The 23,084-nt window shown below is 62.0% G+C and carries 20 protein-coding genes; 2 read left to right on the top strand and 18 right to left on the bottom strand.

Annotated elements, in window-relative coordinates; all coding sequences use genetic code 11:
• Positions 1 to 144: 144 nt before the first annotated feature.
• The 13 genes from GDJ08_RS01190 to GDJ08_RS01130 all read right to left on the bottom strand — a co-directional run bounded on the left by GDJ08_RS01190 (position 145) and on the right by GDJ08_RS01130 (position 12,177).
• Positions 145 to 567: a hypothetical protein gene (locus tag GDJ08_RS01190; RefSeq protein ID WP_049404632.1), complete on the bottom strand. Its 423-nt coding sequence runs from the start codon at positions 565 to 567 to the stop codon at positions 145 to 147.
• A gap of 44 nt (positions 568 to 611) precedes the next feature.
• Positions 612 to 3,038, bottom strand: coding sequence for a heavy metal translocating P-type ATPase (locus GDJ08_RS01185; RefSeq protein ID WP_080354477.1), 2,427 nt, complete (start codon positions 3,036 to 3,038; stop codon positions 612 to 614).
• A 61-nt stretch (positions 3,039 to 3,099) separates the two neighbouring features.
• Positions 3,100 to 4,029 (bottom strand): copper homeostasis membrane protein CopD, encoded by a 930-nt coding sequence (gene copD / locus GDJ08_RS01180; protein ID WP_017354978.1) that lies wholly within the window; start codon positions 4,027 to 4,029, stop codon positions 3,100 to 3,102.
• A 10-nt stretch (positions 4,030 to 4,039) separates the two neighbouring features.
• Positions 4,040 to 4,423, bottom strand: coding sequence for a copper homeostasis periplasmic binding protein CopC (gene copC, locus GDJ08_RS01175; RefSeq protein ID WP_017354979.1), 384 nt, complete (start codon positions 4,421 to 4,423; stop codon positions 4,040 to 4,042).
• 162 nt (positions 4,424 to 4,585) lie between these two features.
• Complete coding sequence (locus tag GDJ08_RS01170; RefSeq protein ID WP_026070601.1) at positions 4,586 to 4,936, bottom strand: four-helix bundle copper-binding protein; 351 nt, start codon at positions 4,934 to 4,936, stop codon at positions 4,586 to 4,588.
• A gap of 70 nt (positions 4,937 to 5,006) precedes the next feature.
• Positions 5,007 to 5,531: a DUF411 domain-containing protein gene (locus GDJ08_RS01165; RefSeq protein WP_229301210.1), complete on the bottom strand. Its 525-nt coding sequence runs from the start codon at positions 5,529 to 5,531 to the stop codon at positions 5,007 to 5,009.
• A gap of 14 nt (positions 5,532 to 5,545) precedes the next feature.
• Entirely contained in the window at positions 5,546 to 6,055 is a 510-nt protein-coding gene (locus tag GDJ08_RS01160; RefSeq protein WP_026070602.1) for a nuclear transport factor 2 family protein, read from the bottom strand.
• Between the two features lie 19 nt (positions 6,056 to 6,074).
• Entirely contained in the window at positions 6,075 to 6,845 is a 771-nt protein-coding gene (locus GDJ08_RS01155) for a c-type cytochrome (protein WP_026070603.1), read from the bottom strand.
• A gap of 12 nt (positions 6,846 to 6,857) precedes the next feature.
• Positions 6,858 to 8,135, bottom strand: a complete 1,278-nt coding sequence (locus tag GDJ08_RS01150) for a copper resistance protein B (RefSeq protein WP_017354984.1) — start codon at positions 8,133 to 8,135, stop codon at positions 6,858 to 6,860.
• Positions 8,132 to 10,003, bottom strand: a complete 1,872-nt coding sequence (locus tag GDJ08_RS01145; protein WP_017354985.1) for a copper resistance system multicopper oxidase — start codon at positions 10,001 to 10,003, stop codon at positions 8,132 to 8,134. The genes GDJ08_RS01150 and GDJ08_RS01145 overlap by 4 nt, the downstream gene beginning before the upstream one ends.
• A 115-nt stretch (positions 10,004 to 10,118) precedes the next feature.
• The gene (locus tag GDJ08_RS01140; RefSeq protein ID WP_080354476.1) at positions 10,119 to 10,538 is read right to left on the bottom strand and encodes a CopL family metal-binding regulatory protein; all 420 of its coding nucleotides are present in this window, start codon (positions 10,536 to 10,538) and stop codon (positions 10,119 to 10,121) included.
• Positions 10,539 to 10,712: 174 nt separating this feature from the next.
• Entirely contained in the window at positions 10,713 to 11,063 is a 351-nt protein-coding gene (locus tag GDJ08_RS01135) for a helix-turn-helix domain-containing protein (RefSeq protein WP_049404629.1), read from the bottom strand.
• A gap of 73 nt (positions 11,064 to 11,136) precedes the next feature.
• On the bottom strand, positions 11,137 to 12,177 hold the full coding sequence (locus GDJ08_RS01130; protein ID WP_017354988.1) for a DNA-binding protein: 1,041 nt from the start codon (positions 12,175 to 12,177) through the stop codon (positions 11,137 to 11,139).
• A 272-nt stretch (positions 12,178 to 12,449) separates the two neighbouring features.
• Here GDJ08_RS01130 and GDJ08_RS01125 point away from each other — a divergent pair, with 272 nt between their 5' ends.
• Positions 12,450 to 14,030 carry an ATP-dependent nuclease gene (locus tag GDJ08_RS01125; protein WP_153164116.1) on the top strand — a complete coding sequence of 527 codons (1,581 nt, stop codon included), beginning with the start codon at positions 12,450 to 12,452 and terminating at the stop codon, positions 14,028 to 14,030.
• Entirely contained in the window at positions 14,008 to 15,105 is a 1,098-nt protein-coding gene (locus tag GDJ08_RS01120) for a UvrD-helicase domain-containing protein (protein ID WP_017354990.1), read from the top strand. The genes GDJ08_RS01125 and GDJ08_RS01120 overlap by 23 nt, the downstream gene beginning before the upstream one ends.
• A gap of 12 nt (positions 15,106 to 15,117) precedes the next feature.
• On the opposite strand, the gene GDJ08_RS01115 is transcribed toward GDJ08_RS01120, so the two are convergent.
• From GDJ08_RS01115 to GDJ08_RS01095, 5 genes are all read right to left on the bottom strand, one after another.
• Positions 15,118 to 15,396, bottom strand: coding sequence for a hypothetical protein (locus GDJ08_RS01115; protein WP_027080079.1), 279 nt, complete (start codon positions 15,394 to 15,396; stop codon positions 15,118 to 15,120).
• A gap of 387 nt (positions 15,397 to 15,783) precedes the next feature.
• On the bottom strand, positions 15,784 to 16,506 hold the full coding sequence (locus tag GDJ08_RS01110) for a hypothetical protein (protein ID WP_017354992.1): 723 nt from the start codon (positions 16,504 to 16,506) through the stop codon (positions 15,784 to 15,786).
• Positions 16,507 to 16,575: 69 nt separating this feature from the next.
• Positions 16,576 to 17,301: a response regulator transcription factor gene (locus GDJ08_RS01105; protein ID WP_051176182.1), complete on the bottom strand. Its 726-nt coding sequence runs from the start codon at positions 17,299 to 17,301 to the stop codon at positions 16,576 to 16,578.
• Between the two features lies 1 nt (position 17,302).
• Complete coding sequence (locus GDJ08_RS01100) at positions 17,303 to 19,762, bottom strand: heavy metal translocating P-type ATPase (RefSeq protein ID WP_027080080.1); 2,460 nt, start codon at positions 19,760 to 19,762, stop codon at positions 17,303 to 17,305.
• A gap of 78 nt (positions 19,763 to 19,840) precedes the next feature.
• Positions 19,841 to 23,077 (bottom strand): efflux RND transporter permease subunit, encoded by a 3,237-nt coding sequence (locus GDJ08_RS01095; RefSeq protein ID WP_153164115.1) that lies wholly within the window; start codon positions 23,075 to 23,077, stop codon positions 19,841 to 19,843.
• Positions 23,078 to 23,084 lie beyond the last annotated feature (7 nt).

Genomic DNA, 23,084 nt, shown 5'->3' with positions numbered 1-23,084 from the left:
GAACGGGGATGCCATATCAGTGTCCTTGGGCCGACGCGACGCAGGTCGCTCGGACGAGGGCAGGAACACATGCCGTGACGCAGCCACGGCGCGAACGCACAGGACTGCGCCGCACAGACGTGCGGAGCAGTCAGCGTCCAGGCATCAGATCAGCAGGAGTGCCGCTGGATGGGCGGTAGGTCGGTGCCAGGCGGGTCTGGGCGGCGAATCCACCCATGTAGCCGTGACACCTGGCGCAGCATCCGCAATCGCGGCGATCGCAAGCCAGGAGAACCAGGCTTCGGCCAGCAGCGGCGGAATCGAAGGGATGCGCCCACTGTCCGCCGAGATGTCACCCTCGGTGCAGTGCGCGTCGCACACTGCCTTGCTCGCTGAGGGGAGCTCGGCATCGCAGCCGTGGCCATGGTCGTGTCGGGTGTCGGTGGCGGCAGCGACAAACGCCGCCGGCGTGACTGGGAGATCCAGGCAATCGCCATGGCCTGCGAGCGCGAACTGGGACCAGAGCAGGGCCACCATCGCGAGGAGGGCGGTGCGCTGGAACAAGTTCCGATGGCGGATGCGGACCATGGCGTGAGCTTACCTCTTACTGGAACCGATGCAATTGATCCAAGTCAATCCTTGGCCAGGCCCAGGGGCTGGCGCGGCACAGATGTGGTCGGCGAGGACGGTACGGCGGCCGACTTGGCAAGGCGAAGGGCGTTGGCCACCACCGACACCGAGCTCAAGCTCATCGCAAGCGCCGCGACCATCGGGCTCAGCAAGATCCCGAATGCGGGGTAGAGCACCCCGGCCGCGACCGGCACCCCCAGCGCGTTGTAGAGGAACGCGAAGGTGAGGTTCTGCTTCATGTTGGCCACGGTGGCCTGGGAGATCTTCCGGGCGCGCAGGATGCCCCGCAGGTCGCCCTTGACCAGGGTGATCTGGGCACTGGACATCGCGACGTCGGTGCCCGTGCCCATGGCGATGCCGACGTCGGCCGCGGCGAGCGCCGGGGCGTCGTTGATGCCGTCGCCCGCCATCGCCACCCGCCGGCCTTCGCGCTTGAGGCGCTGCACCAGCTCGGCCTTGTCCTCGGGGCGGACTTCGCCATGCACCTCGTCCAGGCCCAGCTCGGTGGCCACGGCCCGTGCGGTGGTGAGCCCGTCGCCGGTGGCCATGATGATGCGCAGCCCGGCGGCGTGGAGCTCGTTGATGGCCGCCGCGGCCGACGCCTTGATCGGGTCGGCAACCGCGACCAGCCCCGCCAGGCGCCCGTCCACGGCCAGGAACATGGCGCTCGCGCCCTCGCGGCGCATCCGCTCGGCCACGTCGACGTGCGCAGCGGGATTGGCGCCCAGGTCGTCCATGAGCGCGGTATTGCCCAGCGCAAGCGCATGGCCGGCCACGGACCCGCGCACACCCATGCCGGTCACCGAGTCGAAGTCCTCCACGCGGTCGAACTCGAAGTTCCGGCGTCGAGCCTCGGCGACGATGGCGTCGGCCAGCGGGTGCTCGCTGCCCTGGTCCAGGCTGGCGGCCAGGTGCAAGACCCGGTCGGCGTCGAAGCCCTCGAAGGCCACGACTTCCTTGAAGGCGGGGCGCCCCTCGGTGAGGGTGCCGGTCTTGTCGACGATCAGGGTGTCGATGCGGCGCATGTGCTCGATGGCCTCGGCGTCGCGGAACAGCACGCCCACCTGCGCCGCCTTGCCCGTGGCGACCATGATCGACATCGGCGTCGCCAGGCCCAGCGCGCAGGGGCAGGCGATGATCAGTACCGAGACCGCGTTGAGCACCGCAAAGGTCCAGGCCGGCTCCGGACCGAAGGAGCCCCAGATAAAGAAGGTGGCCACCGCGATCGCCAGCACCGCGAGCACGAACCAGTAGGCCGCGATATCGGCCATCCGCTGCATCGGCGCGCGGGAGCGCTGCGCCTGCGCGACCAGCTGCACGATCTGCGACAGCACGGTGTCGGAGCCCACCTTGGCGGCGCGGATCACCAGCGCGCCGGTGCCGTTCTGGGTCGCGCCGATGACCTGGTCGCCTGCGGTCTTCTCGACCGGAATCGGTTCACCCGTGAGCATCGACTCGTCGACGCTGGAGCGGCCTTCCACCACTTCGCCATCCACCGGCACCTTCTCGCCGGGACGCACGCGCAGGTGGTCGCCGACGTGGACGTGGGTCAGCGGGATGTCTTCCTCGGTGCCGTCGGCGTTGACCCGCCGGGCTTCCTTCGGCGCCAGGCCAAGCAGGCCCTTGATCGCCGCGGACGTTTTCGAGCGCGCCCGCAGTTCCAGCATCTGGCCGAGCAGGGTCAGCGAAACGATCACCGCCGCCGCCTCGTAGTACACCCCGACGCGCCCATGTTCGGTAAACGACGGTGGGAACAAGCCGGGTGCCAGCGTGGCGACCAGGCTGTAGCCAAAGGCGGCCGCAACGCCAATCCCGATGAGGGTGAACATGTTCGGGCTGCGGTTGCGGATCGACTGCACGCAGCGCTCGAAGAACGGCCAGCCGGCCCACAGCACGACTGGTGTGGTCAAGACCAGCTCGACCCAGGTCTGCACGTCGATCGACAACGGCAGGATCTGCACGTCGCCCAGCACGACACGCGGGAGGTACTGGCCGAACATGGCCAGCACGAGCGTCACCACAGTCAGCGGAAGCGTCCACCAGAACCGGCGCGAGAAGTCGCGAAGTTCCGGATTGTCATCGTCCTCCAGGCTCGGCATTTCCGGCTCCAGCGCCATGCCGCAGAAGGGACAGTTGCCTGGACCTTGTTGCCGGACTTCCGGGTGCATCGGGCAGGTGTAGATGGCGCCGGGCTGTGCCACCTCGGGTTCGTCCTGGGGCGTCAGATAGCGCTCCGGATCGGCCACGAACTTCGCGCGGCATCGCTCCGAGCAGAAGTGGAAAGGTGTGTCGGCGTGGGTCGCATGATGCTGCGTCGTGGCGGGATCGACCTGCATGCCACAGACCGGATCGGTGACCCGTCCATCCGCAGCCTCGACAGGGGCTGCGCCTGCAGAATGGTGATGGTCATGGGACGACGGTGAGTTCATGCCGATGCTCGCTTTAGTGGGGATGGACTGCCAAGGCAGTGTGCCATTGCGGGTTACACAGCTATTCGGGGCTGAGCGTCCCGAGCACTGAAACAACAATCAGGATCAAGATGGCCAGCGCGGCCTCAGCCGTAACACTCTGCCGCAAAGCCCGCACCTCCTGCGCGGGATCTCCGCTGGTCAGCGCTCGTTCCAAGCGCGGCACCAGCGTCCATCGGTGCAGCGCTCCCAAACCCAGCATTCCAGCGAACAGGGCCAGTTTGAACAGCAGCAACTTCCCGTAGGTGCTCTGGAACAGGGCCGAAAACGACCACGCGGTGAGATCCCCGTAGTGCGCGATGCCGGACACGATGAGCGCACCAACGAAGATCGTTCCCAGCGTCGAAAAACCATGCAGAAAGTCATGCGTTGATCGCAGACGCCCGCTGCCGTTCGTCTCTTTGCCGCGCAGCAGCATGGCAAGGAACATCAGGACCGCTGCGATCCAGCCGCCTGCCGCGAGAAGATGGACGATGCCTGCAGCAAGCCGGACCGCGCCTGCCAAGCCCTCGCCAGCGGCGGCGTGGCCGTTCCATGCCAGCGAAGCGAGTGCGCCGCCCGCCAGCATCGCCCCCAGCGGGAAGGCGGTCTCCACCTTCCCGCGGCGACGATGCCATCCGAGCACGAACATCAGGGCGACCAGCAGCGCGCCTCTCGCCATGGCTGCCCGGCCCGCGGACGTCTCGAGCAGATACCAGCCAAGCGATGCGCGATCAACCTCGGCAAGCGGCATTCCCATGATGCCCGCGGTCTTGAAGACGACATCGAGCCCGGTGAGCACGAGACCGGCTACGGCACCCGCCAATAGAACGCCCATGAGTGACCACCCGGCCAAGGCGTCGGCGAGTGCCGATCGACGCGACCCGTACCAACCGAAGAGTGGAACCCCGAAAAGAACCATGATGACAAGGTATTCCAGGAATCTCAGTGCATAAGCCGACAGGTCGAACATTCGCGACTCCTCAGCGCACCGTGAAGCTGAAGCTGCCCGGCATGGGGTGGTTGTCACCACCGACGGCGCGGTATTCCACGGTATAGACGCCCGGAGTCAGCGGCTGGGGCAACTTGGCACGCAGGGTCTTACCGTTGTTGACGATCTCGGTCGTGAAATTCTCGATCGGCATGGTGGAACTGCCGTGCTTCATGAGCAACTTGAGACGCGACGCCCGCGGAATCAATGTTTCGTTGAACACGAGATCGATCTGGCCCGGCGAAGCCACCACCGCATTTGCCGCCGGTGTGGACTGCTGCAGCGCGGCGTGGGCGTGCGCGATCTGCAGGGAGAACTGCCCAGCCGCAATCGCGAGGACGAGCGCGAAGGAGCGAAGGACGTTTGATGATTTCATAGGGATAAATCCTCATTGCGAATGTGATGCAAAGCCCCGTTCGGCGCCGTGCTGTGTTGGATCCGACAAGCGTTAGGTGTCGGGCTGTCACCGAAACCACGGTTGGTCGGCTTTTGATATTTGAGATGAGGATCCCGCCGCTCAGGCGGGATCCTCGACGCGTCAAGCCGCCATGGCGCTGCAGCTTTCCGCGCAACGGCGACAAACTTCGGCGCAGCGCGCCATCTCCGGGTCGTTCATGGCGTCGCATGCTTCGGCGCACTGGCGGCAGATCTCCGCGCAGGCACTGCAAACCACCGAGTGAGCGCTGGCGCCACGCAACATGGCGTCGGCGCTGGTGGCGCAGATATCGGCACACGTCGCCAGCAGGGCGATGTGCTCCGGGGCTGCGTGGGCACCTCCTTTGCTCAGGCAATAGTTGATGGTCTCAAGGCAAATCGCGTGGCATTGCGTGCAGTTGTCGATGCACTCGTTCATGGCCTGAGACCGGTGGTCTTCGGAATGGTGAGTCATGTGGATCTCCTGCTTCATCGCGGACGAGAATCGGCGCGCCCGCAACACCGCCCCCTGTTGCTCTTGCGGATCAATGCTGTGCGAAGGGTTCGGTGGTTCCGTCGTGATGGACCAGCTCGACCGTATACGGCTGCTGGCGTCCTTCCGGGACCTCCATGCCCGGCGAACCGAGCGGCATTCCGGGCAGGACCAGGCCGCGTGCGTCCGGCTTTTCTTCGAGGAGGCGCTTGATGTCCTCGGCCGGGACATGGCCTTCGATGACGTATCCGTCGACCTCGGCCGTGTGGCAGGAGCCCTTTGCATAGGGGACACCCAGGCGCTCCTTGACCGGACCCAGGTCATCCATGTCATGCACATCCACGGTGAACCCCGCCTTCTTCACGTGGTCGATCCAGCTACCGCAGCACCCGCAGGTCGGGGTCTTGTGGACGGTCATGCGTGGCAGGGCGGCTGGAGTCGCGTCGGCTGTTTCCGGGACGACCTGTGCAGTGGGCGCGATGGTGGATTGCGCGGGTGTAGCCGCTTGGGTGCAGGCACCCAGGCCGGCGACCGCAAAAGCCGCCCACGCCAGTCGGTTCAATCTGCAGGTTTTCATTTCTGGTTCTCCGCTTAGCGCTTGGTCCGCGAAGACCAGTGGATGTGGGCGATCCGCCAACCGTCGGTGGTCTGCTTCAGCACCATGGTCTCGGTGCTCTGGACGGTCAGTGGCTTACCGTCTTTCTGGGCGTGCAGCTCGCTTTCGGTTCCGACCCATGCGAACTCACCAGCGGTGCGTGCACGCTGACGGAGCAGCTGGCGATGGGCGCCCTTGAGGAATGCCGCATCGCTGACTGCGTGATGACCCAGATATTCCTCGCGGCTGCGCTCGGCACCCCCGGACTCGAGGATGAGGACGTCGGCAGCGAGCAGGGCTTCGACCGTGGCCAGATCGCCGCTAGACAGGGCCCTGTTGAAACGCTCCGCTACGGCGACCGCGGCCTCTGCAGTGACTGGGACGTCGACGTCCGCAGATGCCGCGGCAGCGGGGTGATGTGCGTGCGGCTGTGTCGCCTGCGCCATTGCGGGGGACACGACGGCCAGTGCCAGTGCGAGGGTGAACGAGATTGCTGTTGCGTTCATTGCGTGGGCTCCAAGGAGATCAATGGGTGTGCGCATGGCCGTCATCGGCCACGGGCGTGTGTGGTGCAGGGTGCGACTCCACCTTGCCGTCGGGATGGCCGTGGCTCACCAACCCGACTTCCGTGTCGCTGGGTGTCGGGCCGTGGTGATCGTCGTCCACGCCCGGCGGGTGCGCATGCGGCATGGAGTTGTTGCCCGGCTCGAATAGGGCAGGGTGATCCTCGGCCTTTTCGTCGTCATGGTGGCCTTGCGTCTCGCCGCCGCCATGCGAATGACCATCACTGCTGGCCACCAACGCCTGGTAACCGGCCTTGTCCAGCGTGGGCAGCTTCTGCAGGAAGGCCGACATGTTCCAGATGAACTCATCGTCCATGCTGCCGCCCCACGCGGGCATGCCGCTGGCCTTGATGCCGTGCTTGATCACCCAGAACGCCTCAGCTGGAGCGACCGACTGTTTGCTTAGGTTCGGTGGCGCGGGGTACAGGCCCTTGCTCATCTCGGTGGCCGCCGCCTCTGGCGAAAGATGGCAGGTCACGCACATGGCGTTGTAGTTGCCCGCACCCTGGCGGATACGCTCAGGATCATCCAGGTTCGTGGGCACCTGAAGCTTGGCGGCGCGCACCTCAATGGAACGCTCGCGCGCCGTTTCAAGTAGCGCATACACCGGGCGACTATGCGGATCGTCGGCGGCCACGTTGTACACGCCCAGAGAGACCGTGGCAGTTGCCGCGACCGCAACCAATCCCACGCCGGCACCGAGCCATACCCACATCCTTTTGTTGGATTTCATTGTCAGTTCCCCTTAGAACCAGGTACGAAGGCCGATGACCAAGCGCGTGTCTTCAAAGGACTCGCCATGCTCGCGTCGCATGTCTGCGGTATTGCCAAACGCGCGCTCGTACACCACGCCGATGTAGGGAGCGAACTTTCGGGTGAACTCATAACGAAGTCGTAGCCCCGCCTCAGCGGTACTCAGACCCGAACCTATCCCGCGCAATGGATCGTTCTTGCCATAGGCGGTGACTTCCACCAGCGGCTGCAAGATCAGCCGGTTGGTTAGCAGCAATTCGTACTCGGCCTCGACATTGGCGGCAGTCTGGCCCCCTTCGCCGAGATAGGCTGTGGCGGACACTTCGAACTTCATCGGCGCCAAGCCCTGTACACCGATAGCGGCGAAGTTTTGAGATGCCCCAGGCTTGAAGTCATGACGCACACCGGCCACCACATCCCACCACGTGGAGATACTGCGGCCGTAGAGCACTTCCAGATCAGCCGACTCGGTCTGACCATCCGTGCGTTCGCCTTCACTGCGGAGCCAGACGCGATTGAGGTCCGTACCGATCCAAGCCTGGCCCTCCCAGCCCAGCCCGGTGCCCGGATCGGCATCCCAGGCTTCCAGGCGATTGAGCAGCACGTAGCTCTTGATCGAGTTGTCATGCACCGGATGCGCGTGTTCCGGCGCGATGGCCGCCTTGCGATCCGCGTCCGTCACCGCGGGTATCGGGGTGCGCGGCTGCGTTGGCACTGCAGGCCCGTGTCCCATCTGACTGTGGTCCATGCCCTGCATCGACTGTGTCTGCGCTTTGGGCGTTGCGGGCGTGCTCGGAGGCGCGCCGTGCCCCATCTTGGAATGGTCCATCCCCTGCATCGCAGGCGTGGCCGTACTAGAGGTGTCGGCTGCAGCGGGCTGTGCCATCTGACTGTGATCCATGCCCTGCATCGACTGCGCCTGTGCTGTGGGCGCCGCAGGTGTGCTCGCGGGCGAGACGTGCCCCATTTGCGAATGGTCCATGCCCTGCATGGCAGGCTCGGCTGCTTTAGCCTGCGGCGCGGCGTGGCCCATCGTCGCATGATCGATCGTCGCTTCGCTCGGCTTGGCCGGTGTTGCAGGCTTTTGGGCTGGCGCAGGTTTTGATGTCGGCGCCTGTTGTGCAGAGTGATCCTGAGTCTGGGTCTGCGCGCCCTGCTCCATCGGCATGGAGCCGTGCTGCATGGATTGGGCGCTGGCCGCATTGGCCAGGGCCAGCGAGATAGCCAGCGTCAGCGCAGTCAGGGTGGTATCGCGTCTATTGATGTTCATTCGTCGACCCTCACCGTGCGCATCATTCCGGCTTCCATGTGATAAAGCAGGTGGCAATGGAACGCCCAGCTGCCCAACGCATCGGCACGCACGCGATACGTGCGTCGGCTACCCGGCGGCATATCCACCGTGTGCTTGCGCACCATGAAGTTGCCGTTGTCGTCCTCCACGTCACTCCACATGCCGTGCAAATGGATGGGATGGGTCATCATCGTGTCGTTAACCAATACGATGCGCATACGCTCGCCGTAGTTCAGCCGCAGCGGCTTGACATCGGAGAACTTCTGACCGTTGAAGCCCCAGGAGAATTTCTCCATATGTCCGGTCAGATGCAGCTCGATCTCGCGACCGGGGTCGCGTCCGTCAGGGTCTTCAAAGGTGCTCTTGAGCATGGAATACGTCAGTACATGACGGCCGTTATCGCGCAGGCCATTACCCGGATCATCCAAGCGCGAACTCACGCTCATGGCCTGGTTGTCCAACAGGGGATTGTTGGTCTCGCTGGCAGGGTGTGATTGCATGCCCCCGTGCTGCATGCCTGCCATGGCACCATCGCCGGCGGCGGGCATCGCATGGCCTGCATGGGCCGAGGTCGCGTTACCGCTGGCAGGTGGGGTCATGCCAGGCATGCCCATGGCCGCACCACAGCCGCCTTCCATGCCCTTGCTGCCGCCAGACATATCCATCGATCCATGATCCATGCCCATGTCTGCCATCGTCAGCAGCGGCCGGGGATCCACAGACGGAACGGGCGCGCGTAATCCTTCGCGCACGGCGAGCGTGCCGCTGACGTAGCCGGTGCGACCGGAGTCTTGGGCAAAGATGGTGAATGCGTCCTGCCCGGAGGGCTCCACGATCACATCGAAGGTTTCTGCTACCGCGATGCGGAACTCGTCGACGGAAACCGGATGGACATACAAGCCATCTGCTGCCACCACGGTCATCTTTAGCCCCGGAATACGCACATCGAAGTACGTCATGGCAGAGCCATTGATGAAACGCAGGCGCACCTTCTCGCCACTGCGGAACAAACCGGTCCAGTTGCCCAGCGAGGTCGTGCCGTTCATCAGGTAGGTGTAGGTGTTGGCGTTGACGTCGGACAGATCCGTGGGCGTCATCCGCATCACGCCCCACATCTTGCGATCTTCCAACGTGGCCGACAGGCCGTTGCGCTTCACATCGCGCGCAAAATCGCCGACCGTGCGCTTGTAGTAATTGTCATGGCCCGGCATCTTCTTCAAACGATCGAACAGGGCCGTCGGGTCCAGGTCTGTCCAATCGCTCAGCATCACGACGTAGTCGCGATCGAAGCTGAAGGGCTCCGGCTCCAATGGGTCGATGATGATCGGGCCATAGAGCCCGGCTTGTTCCTGGAACCCCGAGTGGCTGTGGTACCAGTAGGTGCCGCCCTGATGCAGGGTGAACCGGTAGTGGTAGGTCTCACCACGTCCGATACCGTCAAAGCTCAGGCCCGGCACGCCGTCCATGTTGGCCGGCAAAATGATGCCGTGCCAATGGATGGAGGTGTCCGCGCCATGGAGGGAGTTAGCGGGCAATGCATTGGAGACACGCAGGTTGACCGTGGTGCCTTCCCGCCAACGCAGCAACGGCGCCGGAACGGACCCATTGACGGTGATCGCGGTGCGGGTCTTGCCGGTGAAGTTCATCGGCGTCTCGCCGATGGTTAGGTCAAACTCGGTGCCCGATAGTACGTTGGGTTGTCCCGGGCCCTTGAGCGCCCAACTGGCTTTGGGCCAGAAACCTAATCCTGCGACTGCGCCTCCCAAGGCCAAGCCCTGGACAAATCGCCGCCGCGAAGGTAGCAGCGGCGGTCCACCGTGTGGACCACGAAAATCATCATGCGACATGAAAATGCTCCAAGCGTCGTGTTGCCACCGGCGGGCGGTGGTACAGAGCGGGCGGCTGGCCTATAAATAGGCATGCAAGCCACACCAACGGCGCCATTGCGGCGCTTAGGGACGCTTAGCCGATCGGTGGTCGGATCAGATGAGGCAAGGCAGGTGCCGCATGCCCTAGGGGCAGCGGCATGACATCCAGGCCCAAGGCCAGTTGCACCGAAACATGCAGGCGCGCCGGAAGTGCGCTCGCGCACGCGTGTACGCAGGCGCACCGGCACGCAGAAGACTTGCAACAGTCGGGACCGGCATGGTCGCCATGCCCAGTGCCAGCCCTTTCAATCGAGGTGGCATCGGGATGATTCTCAGCACTGTGATGGGCGACGCAGTCTTCGTCGCCTTGCACCGCGGCAGCCACTTCGCTGGCCTGCGCTTCCATGGCCGGGTTCATACTGATCGACGCAAATGCCGACCACGCGCCGTTAAGCACGAGCATGACGATCAGGAGCAGTCGCAGTAGAAGTGAGGAGGCTGACACGGGCGACATTGTAAATCACTTTAGACAAGGCGCGTGTGTATCGGTCGTGAACAAAATCTCAAGTAGGCCTGAGATGCCGCCACTTGTCAGTCGCACTAGTCACGGCCACTGCAGCTCCCTCCAGGAGCGCCCAATGGGCGGGTTGAGGCGAAGGGTTGCCCATAGGGCTAGCGCTTGTTCGGTTTACTTCTCGGGTGTGGCCTCGATCAGCTTCACCAACTCCCGCTTCTGCTGCTTGCTTAGCGAGCCCCAGCGCAGGAGCAACTTGGCCAGCAGATCATCGTCGGTGTAAAGGAAGGCGGCGGGGATCCCCAACGCTTGGGCCAACCGCTCAGCAGTCTCCAGCTTGGGCTCGTGCTTGCCACGTTCGTACTGGTTGACTCGGGGGCTGGCCACGTAAGGATCCAGACCGGCCCGGATGCCCAACTCCTTCTGCGACAAACCCGTGTGCAGGCGGGCTTGTTGGAGGCGTCGAGCGAAGGTCGGTGTTGAGTCGACGGACAAAGTCACGCGCACCCCCCATGGAAACCCCATAAGGATGGCGGATGTGGGGTTAAGCCGAGATACGTGCAAAAATGCCCCCAGAATTTTTTTTTCTTCCGTGAAATCATTTGGTTGCCGGATTTTTGTTGGTACCTGAACTGTCGGCGCGATCGGGCCGCAACTGCGCCAGCAACTGCTCCAAGGTGTCCTGGCGCACACCGGCACGCAACGCTTCGGCCTCGGCTTGTTCACGCCGTTCTCGCTCCTTGGCCAAGTCGGCGTGAGCATTGGCCAGCTTGACCCGTGCGCTCTCCAACGCTTGGGCGTCCTGGGTCCAGCGTGCCAGCAAGGCCTGGTACTCCGCAGCCGTAAGCCGCAGCGCGTCCAGCTCCTTCCGCTGGTCGTCCGCAGCTTGCCGCACCTGCGCCAGTTCCCTCTCTAGGCGGCTGTGGCGTTCCAGCCACTGCCCGTTGTCGCGGTTGAGCTGAACCAGTTCGTGGTTCTTGGCGGTCAGCGCCTCGTTGGCCTGGCGCAGCGCGACCTGCAGTTCCTGCACCTGGTGCTCGTGGCGGCGCTGTTCCTGTTCGCGTTGGTCCTTGACCGAGGTGCGGTAGTGCTCCAACGCCTCGCGAGCATGCTGGTGCTTCTGCTCCAGCGACTGGGCATGCGCCTCGTGCTCCGCCAGCCGCGCGGTCAGTCCCGCGATCCGTTCGCCGAGCTGCGCGACCTCGGTGACCCGTTCGGCCAAGGCCTGCTGGGCTGCGGCGTGGGTCGTCTTTTCTTCGCGTAAGGCAGTTTCAATGCGCTGAAGCTGCGCGCTCAGCGTGGACGCCTCCTGCTGGGTGCGTTCCAGCGCCTCGCTACGCTCCTGCAAGTGCGCTTCGAAGCGCTGCCGGGCCTCGGCGATTACAGCCTCGGCCTCCTCGTGTAGGCGACCGGCAAGCCGACCGACCAGGTCCTGTAGCGCGTCGCTGACCGCGACCTTGGCGCCAAGGCCTTGCCCTTCATCTTCTTCCAGCTCCTTCAGGTAGCGGTGAATGGTTGTCTTGGAGCCGGTGTTGCCCAGCGCCACCCGCACCGCGTCCACCGACGGGTGTTTGCCCTGTGCCCGCAGCGCATCGCGGGCCTTCTGGATGTCGCTCTTGTACAAGCCGCCGCGTGCCATCGCACTCTCCGACTATTTCGTAATGTATTACATACCACGTAATTACATACCAATCAAGTTACACTACTCGCCGAGTACGGGTCGTATCTAAAGGCGGGATAATATTGAATTATCCCGCGTAAGGCGGATTCTGACCCTTCCCGGCGTCCCAAGCAGTACGAAACCGCCCAGGGCCGGCGATCGCTGGGTAGTATGGCCCAGAGCGGAAAGGAGGCCAGCCAGGGTGCAGGCAGGCTCCGCCACCGAGCCCGTTGGCCATCAAAGGACTGTGCATGCCGATCGAACGTATCGTCATCGACAACTTCAAGTCGTTTCGCCATCTGGACCTGCCCCTCAATGCCCACATGAACCTGGTCGTGGGCGACAACGAGGTCGGTAAATCCACCCTGCTGGAGGCCATCCACGCGGTGGTCACCGGCCAGCTGCATGGGCGCAATCTTGCCTACGAGCTCACGCCCTACCTGTTCCACCAGCCCACGGTGCAGGAGTACTTGGGAGCGCTTGCCACGGGCACGCCGGCCTCGCCGCCACGGATCTCCATCGAAGCCTATCTGGGCGCCGACGCCGCGCTGGCGTCGTTACGCGGCACCAACAACTCCCTGCGTCTGGATACCGCCGGCATCCGGCTGCTGGTCGAGCTCAACGACGACTACCGCGAGGAGTTCAACGCCTACCTGCAGCAGCACCAGGGCGCGGTCAGCCTGCCGGTGGAGTACTACACGGTGCGCTGGTACTCCTTTGCCAACAATGGCGTTACCGCCCGCAGTATTCCGTTCGACTCGACCATCATCGACACGCACGGCATCAAGACCTTGTCCGGTGCCGATCGCTATATCGCCGGCATCATCGAGCAGGCACTGACGCCTGCGCAACGCGTCTCGCTGTCGCTGAGCTTCCGCCGCATGCGGCAGAGTTTTTCCGAAGAAGCCGATGTGGCGGCCATCAATGCCTATCTCACCGAGCATACCGGGGACATCAGCCACCGGGCGCTCACGGTGGGGGTGGACACATCGCCGCGCTCAACGTGGGAAACCAGCTTGTCACCGTACCTGGATGAGCTCCCCTTCACCCAGGCCGGCAAAGGTGAACAGAGCGCGGTGAAGATGAAGCTGGCCATGCACGCGGCCGGGGCCGCCCACGTGCTGCTGATTGAGGAGCCAGAGAACCATCTGTCCTTCTCCAGCATGACCCAGCTGATCGACAGGATTGCGGCCCTCTCAACCGCCCAGCAGGTAATCATCGCCACCCATAGCAGCTTCGTGTTGAACAAGCTGGGCGTGGACAACGTGATCCTGTTCAGCGCGCAGGGCCAGATGAAGCTGGACCAGCTGCCGAGCGATACCCATGACTATTTCATGAAGCTGCCGGGCCACGACACGCTGCGATTGATCCTGGCCAAGCAGGCGATCCTGGTGGAAGGCCCTTCCGACGAGCTGATCGTGCAGCGCGCCTACAGCGACCACCATGGCGTGGCGCCGATGGCTCGCGGCGTAGACATCATTTCGGTCAAGTCGCTGGCATTCAAGCGCTTCTTGCAGATTGCAGATCGGCTGAAAATCCAGGCCAAGGTGATCACCGACAATGATGGCGATATCGCCGTTGTGCAGGAGCGCTATGCCGAACACATCAACGCGATCTATTACGATTCCGACGAAAGCGCCCCATCGCTGGAAGAGCAGCTGATCAAAGCCAACTCGCTGGCCGAACTCAATACCGTGCTGGGCAAGACGTTTGCCGATGAGGTGGCGCTGCTCAAGTACATGAAGGGCCATAAGACCGATACGGCCCTGGCGATCTTCAACAGCCCGCACTCGATCAGGTTCCCGGACTATGTCCAGCGCGCCATCACCTAACCGGGTCCTGCTTTCGGCGGCCGGCTCGGGCAAGACCACCTTGCTGGTCCGGCAGGCCCTGGAGCGGCCTGGGCGTCGCATCGCGATTGTCACCTACACGCTGGAGAATCTAGAAGAGATCCGGCGCTCGTTTGAGGTCCACGCCGGTGCGGTCCCCGTGCATGTCACTTTGCACAGCTGGTATGGCTTCCTGCTGTGCCAGTGCATCCGCCCGTACCAGGCAGCGCTTTGCCCTGAGCCTCGCATCGAGACCATCCTGTTCGTAGAAGGTGTCACCAATAACAGGGCCCCACGCACCCAGGTGGCGCGCCACTACTTGGCAGGCAACCGGATGTATTCGGACCGGGCGGCCGATTTCGCTGTGCGCTGCGATGAGCTCACCCAAGGTCAGGTCATGGCACGCCTGGCGGCCATGTACGACGAGCTCTACATCGACGAAGTTCAGGACCTCGCCGGCTTTGATCTGGATCTGGTCGAGCGGCTGTTGAAGAGCGGCATTGCCATCACGTTGGTGGGTGATACGCGGCAGGCGACGTATGCCACCAACTATGCTCAAAGGCACAGCCAGTATCGTGGACCCAATCTGGCAGCGCTGTTTCAGATTTGGGAGGCGGACGGCTTATGCCAGCTGGATCACCGCCTCATCAGCCTTCGCTGCGTCCAGGCCCTGTGCGATATGGCGGACACGCTCTATCCGCAGATGCCGCGAACCCAATCAGGCAATGGCGAGGTCACCGGGCACGATGGCATCTACCTCGTCGCTCCAGCGGATGTTGAAGCGTACATGCAGGAGTTTGCGCCCACCGTGCTCCGGCATGACCGGCGGCAAGCGTGCGACGGACTACCGGCCGTGAACTTTGGGCAGTGCAAGGGCCGCACCTACAGCCGGGTCCTCATCTTTCCGAACGGCCCGCTGACACAGTACCTGCGCACGGCAGATGCAGCGCGTATCACCGCCCCACCAAAGTACTACGTGGCCTTCACCCGGGCGCGGCAAAGCGTGGCCTTTGTGTATGCCGGCGCGTGCGCGTTGCCGGGTTATCAGCTCTATGCGCCCGCCAACGCAGACGCATAGAGCCACGGGCGATCACATTTTCTTCAAGGGCGCCGCTGTGGGCTGTGGTGGCACCGGACCCGGGTCGTTGAAGCACAGCATGACCTGATCGATGTCAAATTGATCGGCCAGCACGCGGGCGATCACCGCATGCACCAGGTCCAGGTCGACCGAGGGCGCAGCGACGGTGATGGTGGCCGCGATCGCACGACCGCGCTCTTTGGCGGGGACTAGGCGCAGGTCATCCACCGCTTTCACGCCGGGGTCGGTAAACATCGCCGTACGCACTTGTTCCAGCTCGGCTTCATTCATGTTGGCGGTGACTCCAGGGAATGTGATTGTCAGGCGGGATAGGTCTGAATCTTGCAATCAAAAAACACCGGCCTTGCCAGCAAGGTTGGTAGGCGGGGGACAGGCTCCGGCCGATGACGACTGTCGCCAGCGACCGCTGCAACCCTGAGCGCGCATCTTTGAGGCTCCGGTGGGCTTCGGGCGCATTGAAACCAGAAGTCGCCACCACGGACCTACCTCGGGGTATTGCTTCCGGCCGGTAGAAGACCTCCACAAACGTGATCTCGATGCGCCACCTCTCACAGAGCGAGACTGACGACGGGTGGTCCCATCCGCCCTTGCGTCATATTTGTCGCGCTCGCAGTTGTCAAGAATTAGCCTCCATGATTTGGATTGGTTGATCGGATCCTATTTCCTGCGAGGCTTGGACCGAAGCCCCGGTGGTCTGCGTTGCTTAATAGGTTGCTTCAATCTCCACCGGCTCCATTCACTAGTAGATCCTTCAGCTATGAAGGTGACCAGAACCCACTTCAGTAAGGGAGAGAACCCCACCTCAGCATCACGAAGCAGGTTGGCCCAATACCTTCCGACTAGGAAGGAGAATAGACTCATGGCAGTGACAGACGATGCGAACCACGGCCAACTGATGTCACTGACGTTCGCTTGGATGCCTTTCTTGTACATGTAAACTGCAAACACCAGAGCAGCGCACTGCATCGAGATCACAACCGCGGTCGGCGTCGCCCGGGCTCTGTGGAGGGCGGCGGCGAAGAGAGTCTCCGCAAACGAGAAGCCGATCAGCAATAGAGCTGCACTCAGCATCGCTGGACCGAACTCCGCAATTCCGGCGAGTGACAGCACGATTGGAAGGAATGCAAAGGGGAGTGGCTCCAAGCAGAGGGTTGGATAGAATTTCACGAACAGTGGCCATCTCTTTACCGCGACCAGAATGATGTCTTGCATCATCGCAACTACCAATGCAGCAGCCGCACTCGTTAGCGCAATCGACACCGGTATCCAAAACATCATCTCTTCTGATGCCGGCGCGAAGGGCACCATGGCCGCTGCGCCCCAAATCGCTGCGGCCAAGAACGCGCCAATTGGGAGTGCGGCTGGCTTCCACATGGTCATACTCTGATCAGAATACGTGGCCAAATAGTCAGGCGCTCAAGGTCTGCACTGACGGCTCTGCAGCCATGTCTACGCCTCACCGTCATAGGGCCTCCCTTCCCCGGGGGGGGGCATAGGCCTTGATGGCGGTATCAGTCGATACCCAACCCGCGGCAGCGTCTGGATCATCTTTTCCTCAAACGGACCATCAATGCTTCGCCGCAGGCTGGACATCTGTGATCGCAGAAGATCCCCGTCGGGCAGGTCGTCACCCCAGAGAGTGTGCTCAAGCTGCCGCCTGGTCACAGCGGCAGGACTTGCCCGCATCAGCGCTTCAAGGAGCTTCCTGCAAGCTGGGTACAGATGCAGTCGTTTTCCAGCCCGTGTGGCCTCCAACGTACTCAGGTCCAACGTGAGCTCTCCGATCAGCAGCCGCCTCCTTGTTACGCGTCCCTCCGTACGGGAAACCAACGCCTCTAGGCGAACTTCGAGCTCCGGGAGCTCAAAAGGCTTGGTCACATAGTCATCTGCACCGGAGCGGAAAGCGATGATTTTGTCCGAGAGCGCAACCTTTGCAGCCAACATCACAACAGGAACTGAAACACCGTGATTCAACCGCAGCCTTCTCAGAACCTCCGGGCCTTCCATGCGAGGAAGCATCCAATCAAGAATGACTGCGTCGTAACCATTGGACGCCGCAAAGTGAAGGCCGGCGATGCCGTCCCCGATGGTATCAAGCTGATGCCCTCGGGCCTCGAAGTAGGCCAGAATCTTCAAAGCGACTTCTCGATCGCGCTCAATCACTAGAATTCGCATGTCACGACTGACGGAAGCCAAGGAGCCTCAGCGCATTGAATACAACCAACAAGGTTGAACCTTCATGCACTGCCACAGCCGGTCCAATGCCAAGACCTAGGATGGTCGCAGGAACCAACAACGCTACGACGCCCAGGCTCACATACACGTTCTGACGGATCACCCGTTTCGTGCGTCGACTAAGCGCTACAGAGAATGCAACCTGTCTCAAATCCTCAGACATAAGCGCGACGTCGGCAGTCTCCAGCGCTACGTCCGAAGAGGCGGCACCCATTGCAATTCCGACGCTGGCACTAGCCATTGCGGGTGCGTCATTCACACCGTCGCCGACCATTGCCACTCGCTCCGTCTCCTTCAACTGACGTATTGCCTTCACCTTGTCGTCAGGCATGAGATTTCCCCATGCCTCGTTTAGACCCACGTCCGTTGCCACGGCTTGAGCTACAGTCTGGTGGTCGCCAGAGATCATGATCATTCGTTGGATGCCCAAGCGCCTTAGCTTGTCCAGGGCTTCACGCGCCTCTGGCCGGGGCGTATCCATAAGGCCGATGACACCTAGGTCGCGATCACCTAGGCGAACGGCCATCGTGGTTCTGCCGGCGTTACGGAGCTCCTCAATGGCAGACTCCGCACCCGCGGATAGAGCGCCAATGCCGTCGTTACCGAACATTTCTGCCTTTCCTATCCACACGTCAATGCCGTTCACCTTCGCCTGAACGCCTCTTCCAGCGAAGTTAGCGAGGTCTGTCGCTACCATGACCGGTCCATCGCCCAGGCGAGTATTACCATCTCGAACGATAGCTGCGGCCAAAGGGTGGTCACTTAAAGCCTCGACGGCGACGGCAACGTGAAGCAGTTCCTGCTCTGTCGTTCCCTGCATCACTTTGATGTCGGTAATTCGCGGCTTGCCTTCAGTGAGCGTTCCAGTCTTGTCGAACGCGATGGCACGGACCATGCCCAGCTCCTCCAGTGGTGCGCCACCCTTGATGAGTACGCCACCTCGCGCAGCTCGCGCAATTCCCGCTAGAACCGCGCTTGGAGTCGCGATTGCCAGTGCGCAAGGGCTTGCCGCTACAAGTACCGCCATCGCTCGATAGAAGCTGTCGCGGAATGGCTCATCGATCACGATCCATGAGAAAAGTAACAGCACGGCCAAGATCAGAACAGCGGGAACGAATACCCTCTCAAACTTGTCTGTGAAGCGCTGCGTTGGCGATTTCCTGGTTTCGGCTTCGCTCACCATCTTGACGACGCGGGCCAGTGCCGATTCGCCTGATCGACGCGTGACTTCAACCTCCAGGGCGCCGGAGCCATTGATAGTGCCGGCGAAAACACGTGACTCCATTACCACCGAATCAGGTCGATCCCGTGCTAGAGCAGCGTCATTGACTGCCAGCTTATCAACCGGGATGCTTTCCCCGGTGACAGGGGCTTGGTCAACGCTGCTAGCCCCTTTGATAACGAATCCGTCCGCCGGCATCCGGTCATTGGGACGTACGACCACCACATCTCCAGGTATCAACGATTCAACCTGGACTTCCACGACCTGCCCATTCCTCAGCACCCTGGCAGTTTCTGGGGCAAGCTTGGCGAGAGCTTCTATCGCACGTTTAGCCCGGCCCATCGCGTAGTGTTCAAGGGCGTGACCGAGACTGAAGAGGAACAGAAGCAAGGCGCCTTCGGCCCATGCGCCGAGCGCGGCTGCGCCTGCCGCTGCAACCAGCATCAGCGTATCGATCTCAAAGCGCTTCAGCTTGATGTTCCCGATCGCCTCGCCAAGCGTGAACCAGCCGCCAAAGACGTAGGCTGCTACGTAAAACGCTGTGGGGATCCAGGGCGTTTGGGTCAACCCAAGCTTTTCAATCGCAAATCCCACGATCAGGAGCAGGCCGCAAGCAAGTGAGAAGATCAGCTCACTATTGCCACCTAGCGTGCCCCCGTGGGAATGACCGGGGTCCTGTCGGTCCTTGTGATCGTGTCCTTCGTGCTGATCCTTCAAATCTCCCCTCGGACTCGGTGGCTCTTGCGCTACACCCAGCGCCTCAAGCTTCGCTCTCAGCTCCGCCTCGCCTGTCTTGGCTCTCTCGTACTCGATGCTTATGCCACCAGCTGGGCTGGTGGTGGCTTCAATGACGCCTGGTACGGCCTGCACTTGCGCCGCAATTGTCCTTGCCTTTCGTGCGTGAACGGCCGAACCAAGCTCCAAGAAAAGGTGGCCATACCGATCACCCAACTCAATGCCCACGGATGCCGCCACCTCTCGCACTCGCTGAAGCGAGACGATCTCGGGGTCGTAATGAATGCAGAGCGTTCCGAGAGCTTCGTCGCTACCCTCGCGAATGTGCACGCGCGATACTCCCTCCATGTCCTGAAGACCAGCGACCAGCCTCTGGACGCAGCTGTCGTCCCGAGAGACACCTGGGAGTATTACTGGCAGTTCGAGTTCTGTGGTCAGGTTCATTTGTTCCCTCCAACGTCATAAAAATGGAACGGGAAGTCCGGCAGGCAGATGCTCTGCCGGGCCCAAACACTCCATCATTCAGTGGACAGTTTCCGGTTGCCCTTTCGGGCCTGCCTTGGCCAAGCGTCCCGCAAATGTCGGCAGCACAAGAAGTGTTAGCACTGTTGCGGTCAACAGGCCGCCAATGACCACCGTGGCGAGAGGCTTCTGCACCTCAGCACCAGATCCACTCGCAATAGCCATTGGAATGAAGCCGACGATCGCCACCAGCGCCGTGGTCACCACAGCTCGAATTCGGCTGCCGGCACCGTTCATTGCAGCGATCAATGGACTGTCACCGGCATCAAGCCTCTCTCTGATGGCTTGCATGAGCACCAATCCGTTCAGCGTCGCAACACCCGATACCGCGATGAATCCGACAGCGGCAGATACCGAGAACGGCATACCACGCACCAGCAATGCGAGAATTCCGCCAACCAGGGCAAGCGGGACGCAGGTGAACACCAGACCCGCCTCCTTCGCACTGCCCAATGCCATGAACAGAAGACTTCCGATTAGCAGGAAGACAATCGGCACAACTGTCATGAGTCGCCTTTCCGCCCGCTGCAAGTTCTCGAACTGACCGCCCCACGTCATGTGGGCGCCTGGTGGAAGCTTCACGTCCTTCACCGCAGCTTGGGCCTCTCCGACAAACCCGCCCAAGTCACGACCGCGAACATTAGCCTGCACCACGACACGACGGCTCCCGTTGTTTCGACTGATCTGGTTCGGCCCCTCGCTGATCTCAATGCGTGCGACAGAGGAGAGCGGCACGATGCCCCCAGTTGGGGTTGCAATCGGCAGCGATGCGAGCTGATCGGGGTCATTGCGTGCATCGTCGCCGAGGCGCACCACAACATCGAACCGGCGGTCGCCCTCGAAGATCTTGCCTGCCGCAGCGCCGCCAATACCGGTTGAAAGTGCGTCGCTCACGTCCGCCGCCGTGAGGCCATACTGCGCAGCTGCAAGATGATCGATTGCCACATTGAGCGTGGGCAGGCCGGAAATCTGTTCAACACGGACATCCGCTGCGCCCTGAGTATTTCTCAGCTTCAGCGCGACCTGGTCAGCAACAGCTTGCAGTTGCTCGAAGTTATCGCCGTAAATCATGACGGCTAGGTCCGTACGTACACCTGAGATCAGCTCATTGAAGCGCAGCTCGATGGGCTGGCTGAATTCAAAGCTGTTGCCTATCTGCGAGGCGGCGATCGTCTCAAACCTTGCAATCAGATCCTCCTTGCTCAGGGAAGAGTCTGGCCACTCCTTTCTCGGCTTAAGTACGATCACACTGTCGGAGATGTTGGTCGGCATGGGGTCGATAGCTGCTTCAGCAGTACCGGTCCTCGAGAAGACCGTCACAACCTCTGGTTCAGCAGCAATGGCCTTCTCCAGCGCCAACTGCATAGCCAACGATTGCTCAAGCGACGTAGATGGCACACGCAACGCCTGCATAGCGAGGTTTCCCTCATCAAGCGTTGGCATGAATTCTCGACCCAGCATCGTAAAGCCGACCACGCCCATTGCGAGCATCACGAGGGCGCCAGCGAACACTGCCTTGGGCCTACGAATCGCCGCTTGGATCACCGGTTCGATGCGGCCGCGCAGGACGCGGATGATGGCTGTCTCATGTTCTTCGTCCTGGTCGCCCTCGTGTCCTTCCTTCTTCGCGTGGAGCTTGGGCTCCCTGACCAGCAGGGCAGCCATCGCCGGTACGAAGGTAAAGGAGAAGATGAATGCGCCAACGAGGGCGAGCATGAAGGTGGCGGCCATCGGGTGGAACGTCTTGCCTTCCACACCTTCCAAGGTAAGGATCGGTGCGAACACCAACAGGATGATCACCTGACCGAAGGCTGCAGGACGCGCCATCTTCCTCGCCGAGTCGGCGGCTACACGCAGTCGCTCCATGGCATTGAGGGGTCGGCCAAGTTCGGCACGCCGCTTGCCAAGCATCAGCAGGGTGGACTCGATCACAATTACCGCGCCATCTACAAGGATTCCGAAGTCCAGCGCACCCAAGCTCATCAGGTTGCCGCTGATACCGAACTTGTTCATGCCGATAACAGCGAACAGGAACGACAGCGGAATGACCAATGCGGTGATGGCTGCCGCACGCAGGTTGCCCAGGAGCAGGAACAGCACAACTACGACCAGCAGGGCACCTTCGGTCAGGTTCTTGGCGACAGTCTTGACAGTGGAGTTAACCAGCACACTACGGTCCAGCACTGGCTCTGCGAAGATATCGGCGGGCAGAGATTCATTGACCTGTGCCAGGCGCTCAGCTGCAGCTTGAGCGACGGTGCGGCTGTTGCCGCCGGCGATCATCAGTGCCGTGCCCAGTACCGCCTCATGACCATTTCGGCTAGCTGCACCAAGCCGTGGGGCGCGCCCCATACCGACCTCGGCAACATCGGCCACCCGGATGACCACACCGTCCTTGGTGGCCACCGGCGACTGAGCCAAGTCGTCGGTCGTCAGGGCAAGGCCGTCTGCCCTAACGACCAGGCCTTCGCCCGCACGCTGGACGAAACCCGCGCCAGCCTGGACGTTGGAGCGTTCCAGTGCTTGGACCAGATCGGCCAGACCCAAGTTGTATGCCGCCAGTCGAGCGCTGTCGGGGTAGATGCCGTATTCCTTGACGTACCCACCCACCGTATCAACACCGGCCAGGCCGGGGCTGGAGCGCATCTGTGGTGCGATGATCCAGTCCTGGACAGTACGCAGGTACGTTGCGCGCTCCTGGGCGGTTCCAAGACGATCGCCCTCTGGTGTCAGGTAGACCTCACCCTCTTGCCAGCCAGCCTGGCCGGGCTTGGCCAGCTTCTTGGGGTCGAATGGCTTGAAGTCCACCGTCCACATGAGAACCTCGCCCAGCCCGGTTGTAACCGGGGAGAGCATGGGGGACACGCCCTCGGGCAGATCTCCGGCAGCCTCCCGCATCCGCTCTGCCACCTGCTGGCGGGCGAAATAGATGTCGGTCTGATCAGTGAAGATCGCGGTGACCTGAGAGAAGCCATTGCGTGATAGGGAGCGAGTGGTGTTCAGACCTGGGATGCCGGCCAAGGCCGTCTCCAGAGGATAGGTGACCTGGCGTTCAATCTGCTCCGGAGTAAGGGCAGGTGCGATGGTATTGATCTGAACCTGGCGGTTGGTGATATCTGGTACAGCATCGACTGGCAGCTTGCTCAGTTGGAACAAGCCAAAGCAGGCAATCGAAGCAGCCAGAAACACCACGAGCCAACGGAACTTGACCGCTGCTTCAATGATGATCTTGAACATGGTGTAT

The sequence above is a fragment of the Stenotrophomonas nematodicola genome, assembly GCF_009467805.1.
Classification (GTDB): domain Bacteria; phylum Pseudomonadota; class Gammaproteobacteria; order Xanthomonadales; family Xanthomonadaceae; genus Stenotrophomonas; species Stenotrophomonas nematodicola.
Note: the sequence above shows the minus strand (reverse complement) of the source record. Positions and strands in the feature narration are given on the sequence as shown.

Bases quoted from the DNA above. Each gene is read 5' to 3' on its own strand.
- GDJ08_RS01130 (WP_017354988.1), bottom strand. From the start codon at position 12,177: ATGGCACGCGGCGGCTTGTACAAGAGCGACATCCAGAAGGCCCGCGAT.
- GDJ08_RS01165 (WP_229301210.1), bottom strand. From the start codon at position 5,531: ATGAAAACCTGCAGATTGAACCGACTGGCGTGGGCGGCTTTTGCGGTC.
- GDJ08_RS01160 (WP_026070602.1), bottom strand. From the start codon at position 6,055: ATGAACGCAACAGCAATCTCGTTCACCCTCGCACTGGCACTGGCCGTC.
- GDJ08_RS01145 (WP_017354985.1), bottom strand. From the start codon at position 10,003: ATGTCGCATGATGATTTTCGTGGTCCACACGGTGGACCGCCGCTGCTA.
- GDJ08_RS01105 (WP_051176182.1), bottom strand. From the start codon at position 17,301: ATGCGAATTCTAGTGATTGAGCGCGATCGAGAAGTCGCTTTGAAGATT.
- GDJ08_RS01095 (WP_153164115.1), bottom strand. From the start codon at position 23,077: ATGTTCAAGATCATCATTGAAGCAGCGGTCAAGTTCCGTTGGCTCGTG.
- GDJ08_RS01100 (WP_027080080.1), bottom strand. From the start codon at position 19,762: ATGAACCTGACCACAGAACTCGAACTGCCAGTAATACTCCCAGGTGTC.
- GDJ08_RS01120 (WP_017354990.1), top strand. From the start codon at position 14,008: ATGTCCAGCGCGCCATCACCTAACCGGGTCCTGCTTTCGGCGGCCGGC.
- GDJ08_RS01125 (WP_153164116.1), top strand. From the start codon at position 12,450: ATGCCGATCGAACGTATCGTCATCGACAACTTCAAGTCGTTTCGCCAT.
- GDJ08_RS01150 (WP_017354984.1), bottom strand. From the start codon at position 8,135: ATGAACATCAATAGACGCGATACCACCCTGACTGCGCTGACGCTGGCT.
- GDJ08_RS01115 (WP_027080079.1), bottom strand. From the start codon at position 15,396: ATGAATGAAGCCGAGCTGGAACAAGTGCGTACGGCGATGTTTACCGAC.
- GDJ08_RS01155 (WP_026070603.1), bottom strand. From the start codon at position 6,845: ATGAAATCCAACAAAAGGATGTGGGTATGGCTCGGTGCCGGCGTGGGA.
- GDJ08_RS01190 (WP_049404632.1), bottom strand. From the start codon at position 567: ATGGTCCGCATCCGCCATCGGAACTTGTTCCAGCGCACCGCCCTCCTC.
- GDJ08_RS01110 (WP_017354992.1), bottom strand. From the start codon at position 16,506: ATGACCATGTGGAAGCCAGCCGCACTCCCAATTGGCGCGTTCTTGGCC.
- copC (WP_017354979.1), bottom strand. From the start codon at position 4,423: ATGAAATCATCAAACGTCCTTCGCTCCTTCGCGCTCGTCCTCGCGATT.
- GDJ08_RS01170 (WP_026070601.1), bottom strand. From the start codon at position 4,936: ATGACTCACCATTCCGAAGACCACCGGTCTCAGGCCATGAACGAGTGC.
- GDJ08_RS01140 (WP_080354476.1), bottom strand. From the start codon at position 10,538: ATGTCGCCCGTGTCAGCCTCCTCACTTCTACTGCGACTGCTCCTGATC.
- GDJ08_RS01135 (WP_049404629.1), bottom strand. From the start codon at position 11,063: ATGGGGTTTCCATGGGGGGTGCGCGTGACTTTGTCCGTCGACTCAACA.
- copD (WP_017354978.1), bottom strand. From the start codon at position 4,029: ATGTTCGACCTGTCGGCTTATGCACTGAGATTCCTGGAATACCTTGTC.
- GDJ08_RS01185 (WP_080354477.1), bottom strand. From the start codon at position 3,038: ATGAACTCACCGTCGTCCCATGACCATCACCATTCTGCAGGCGCAGCC.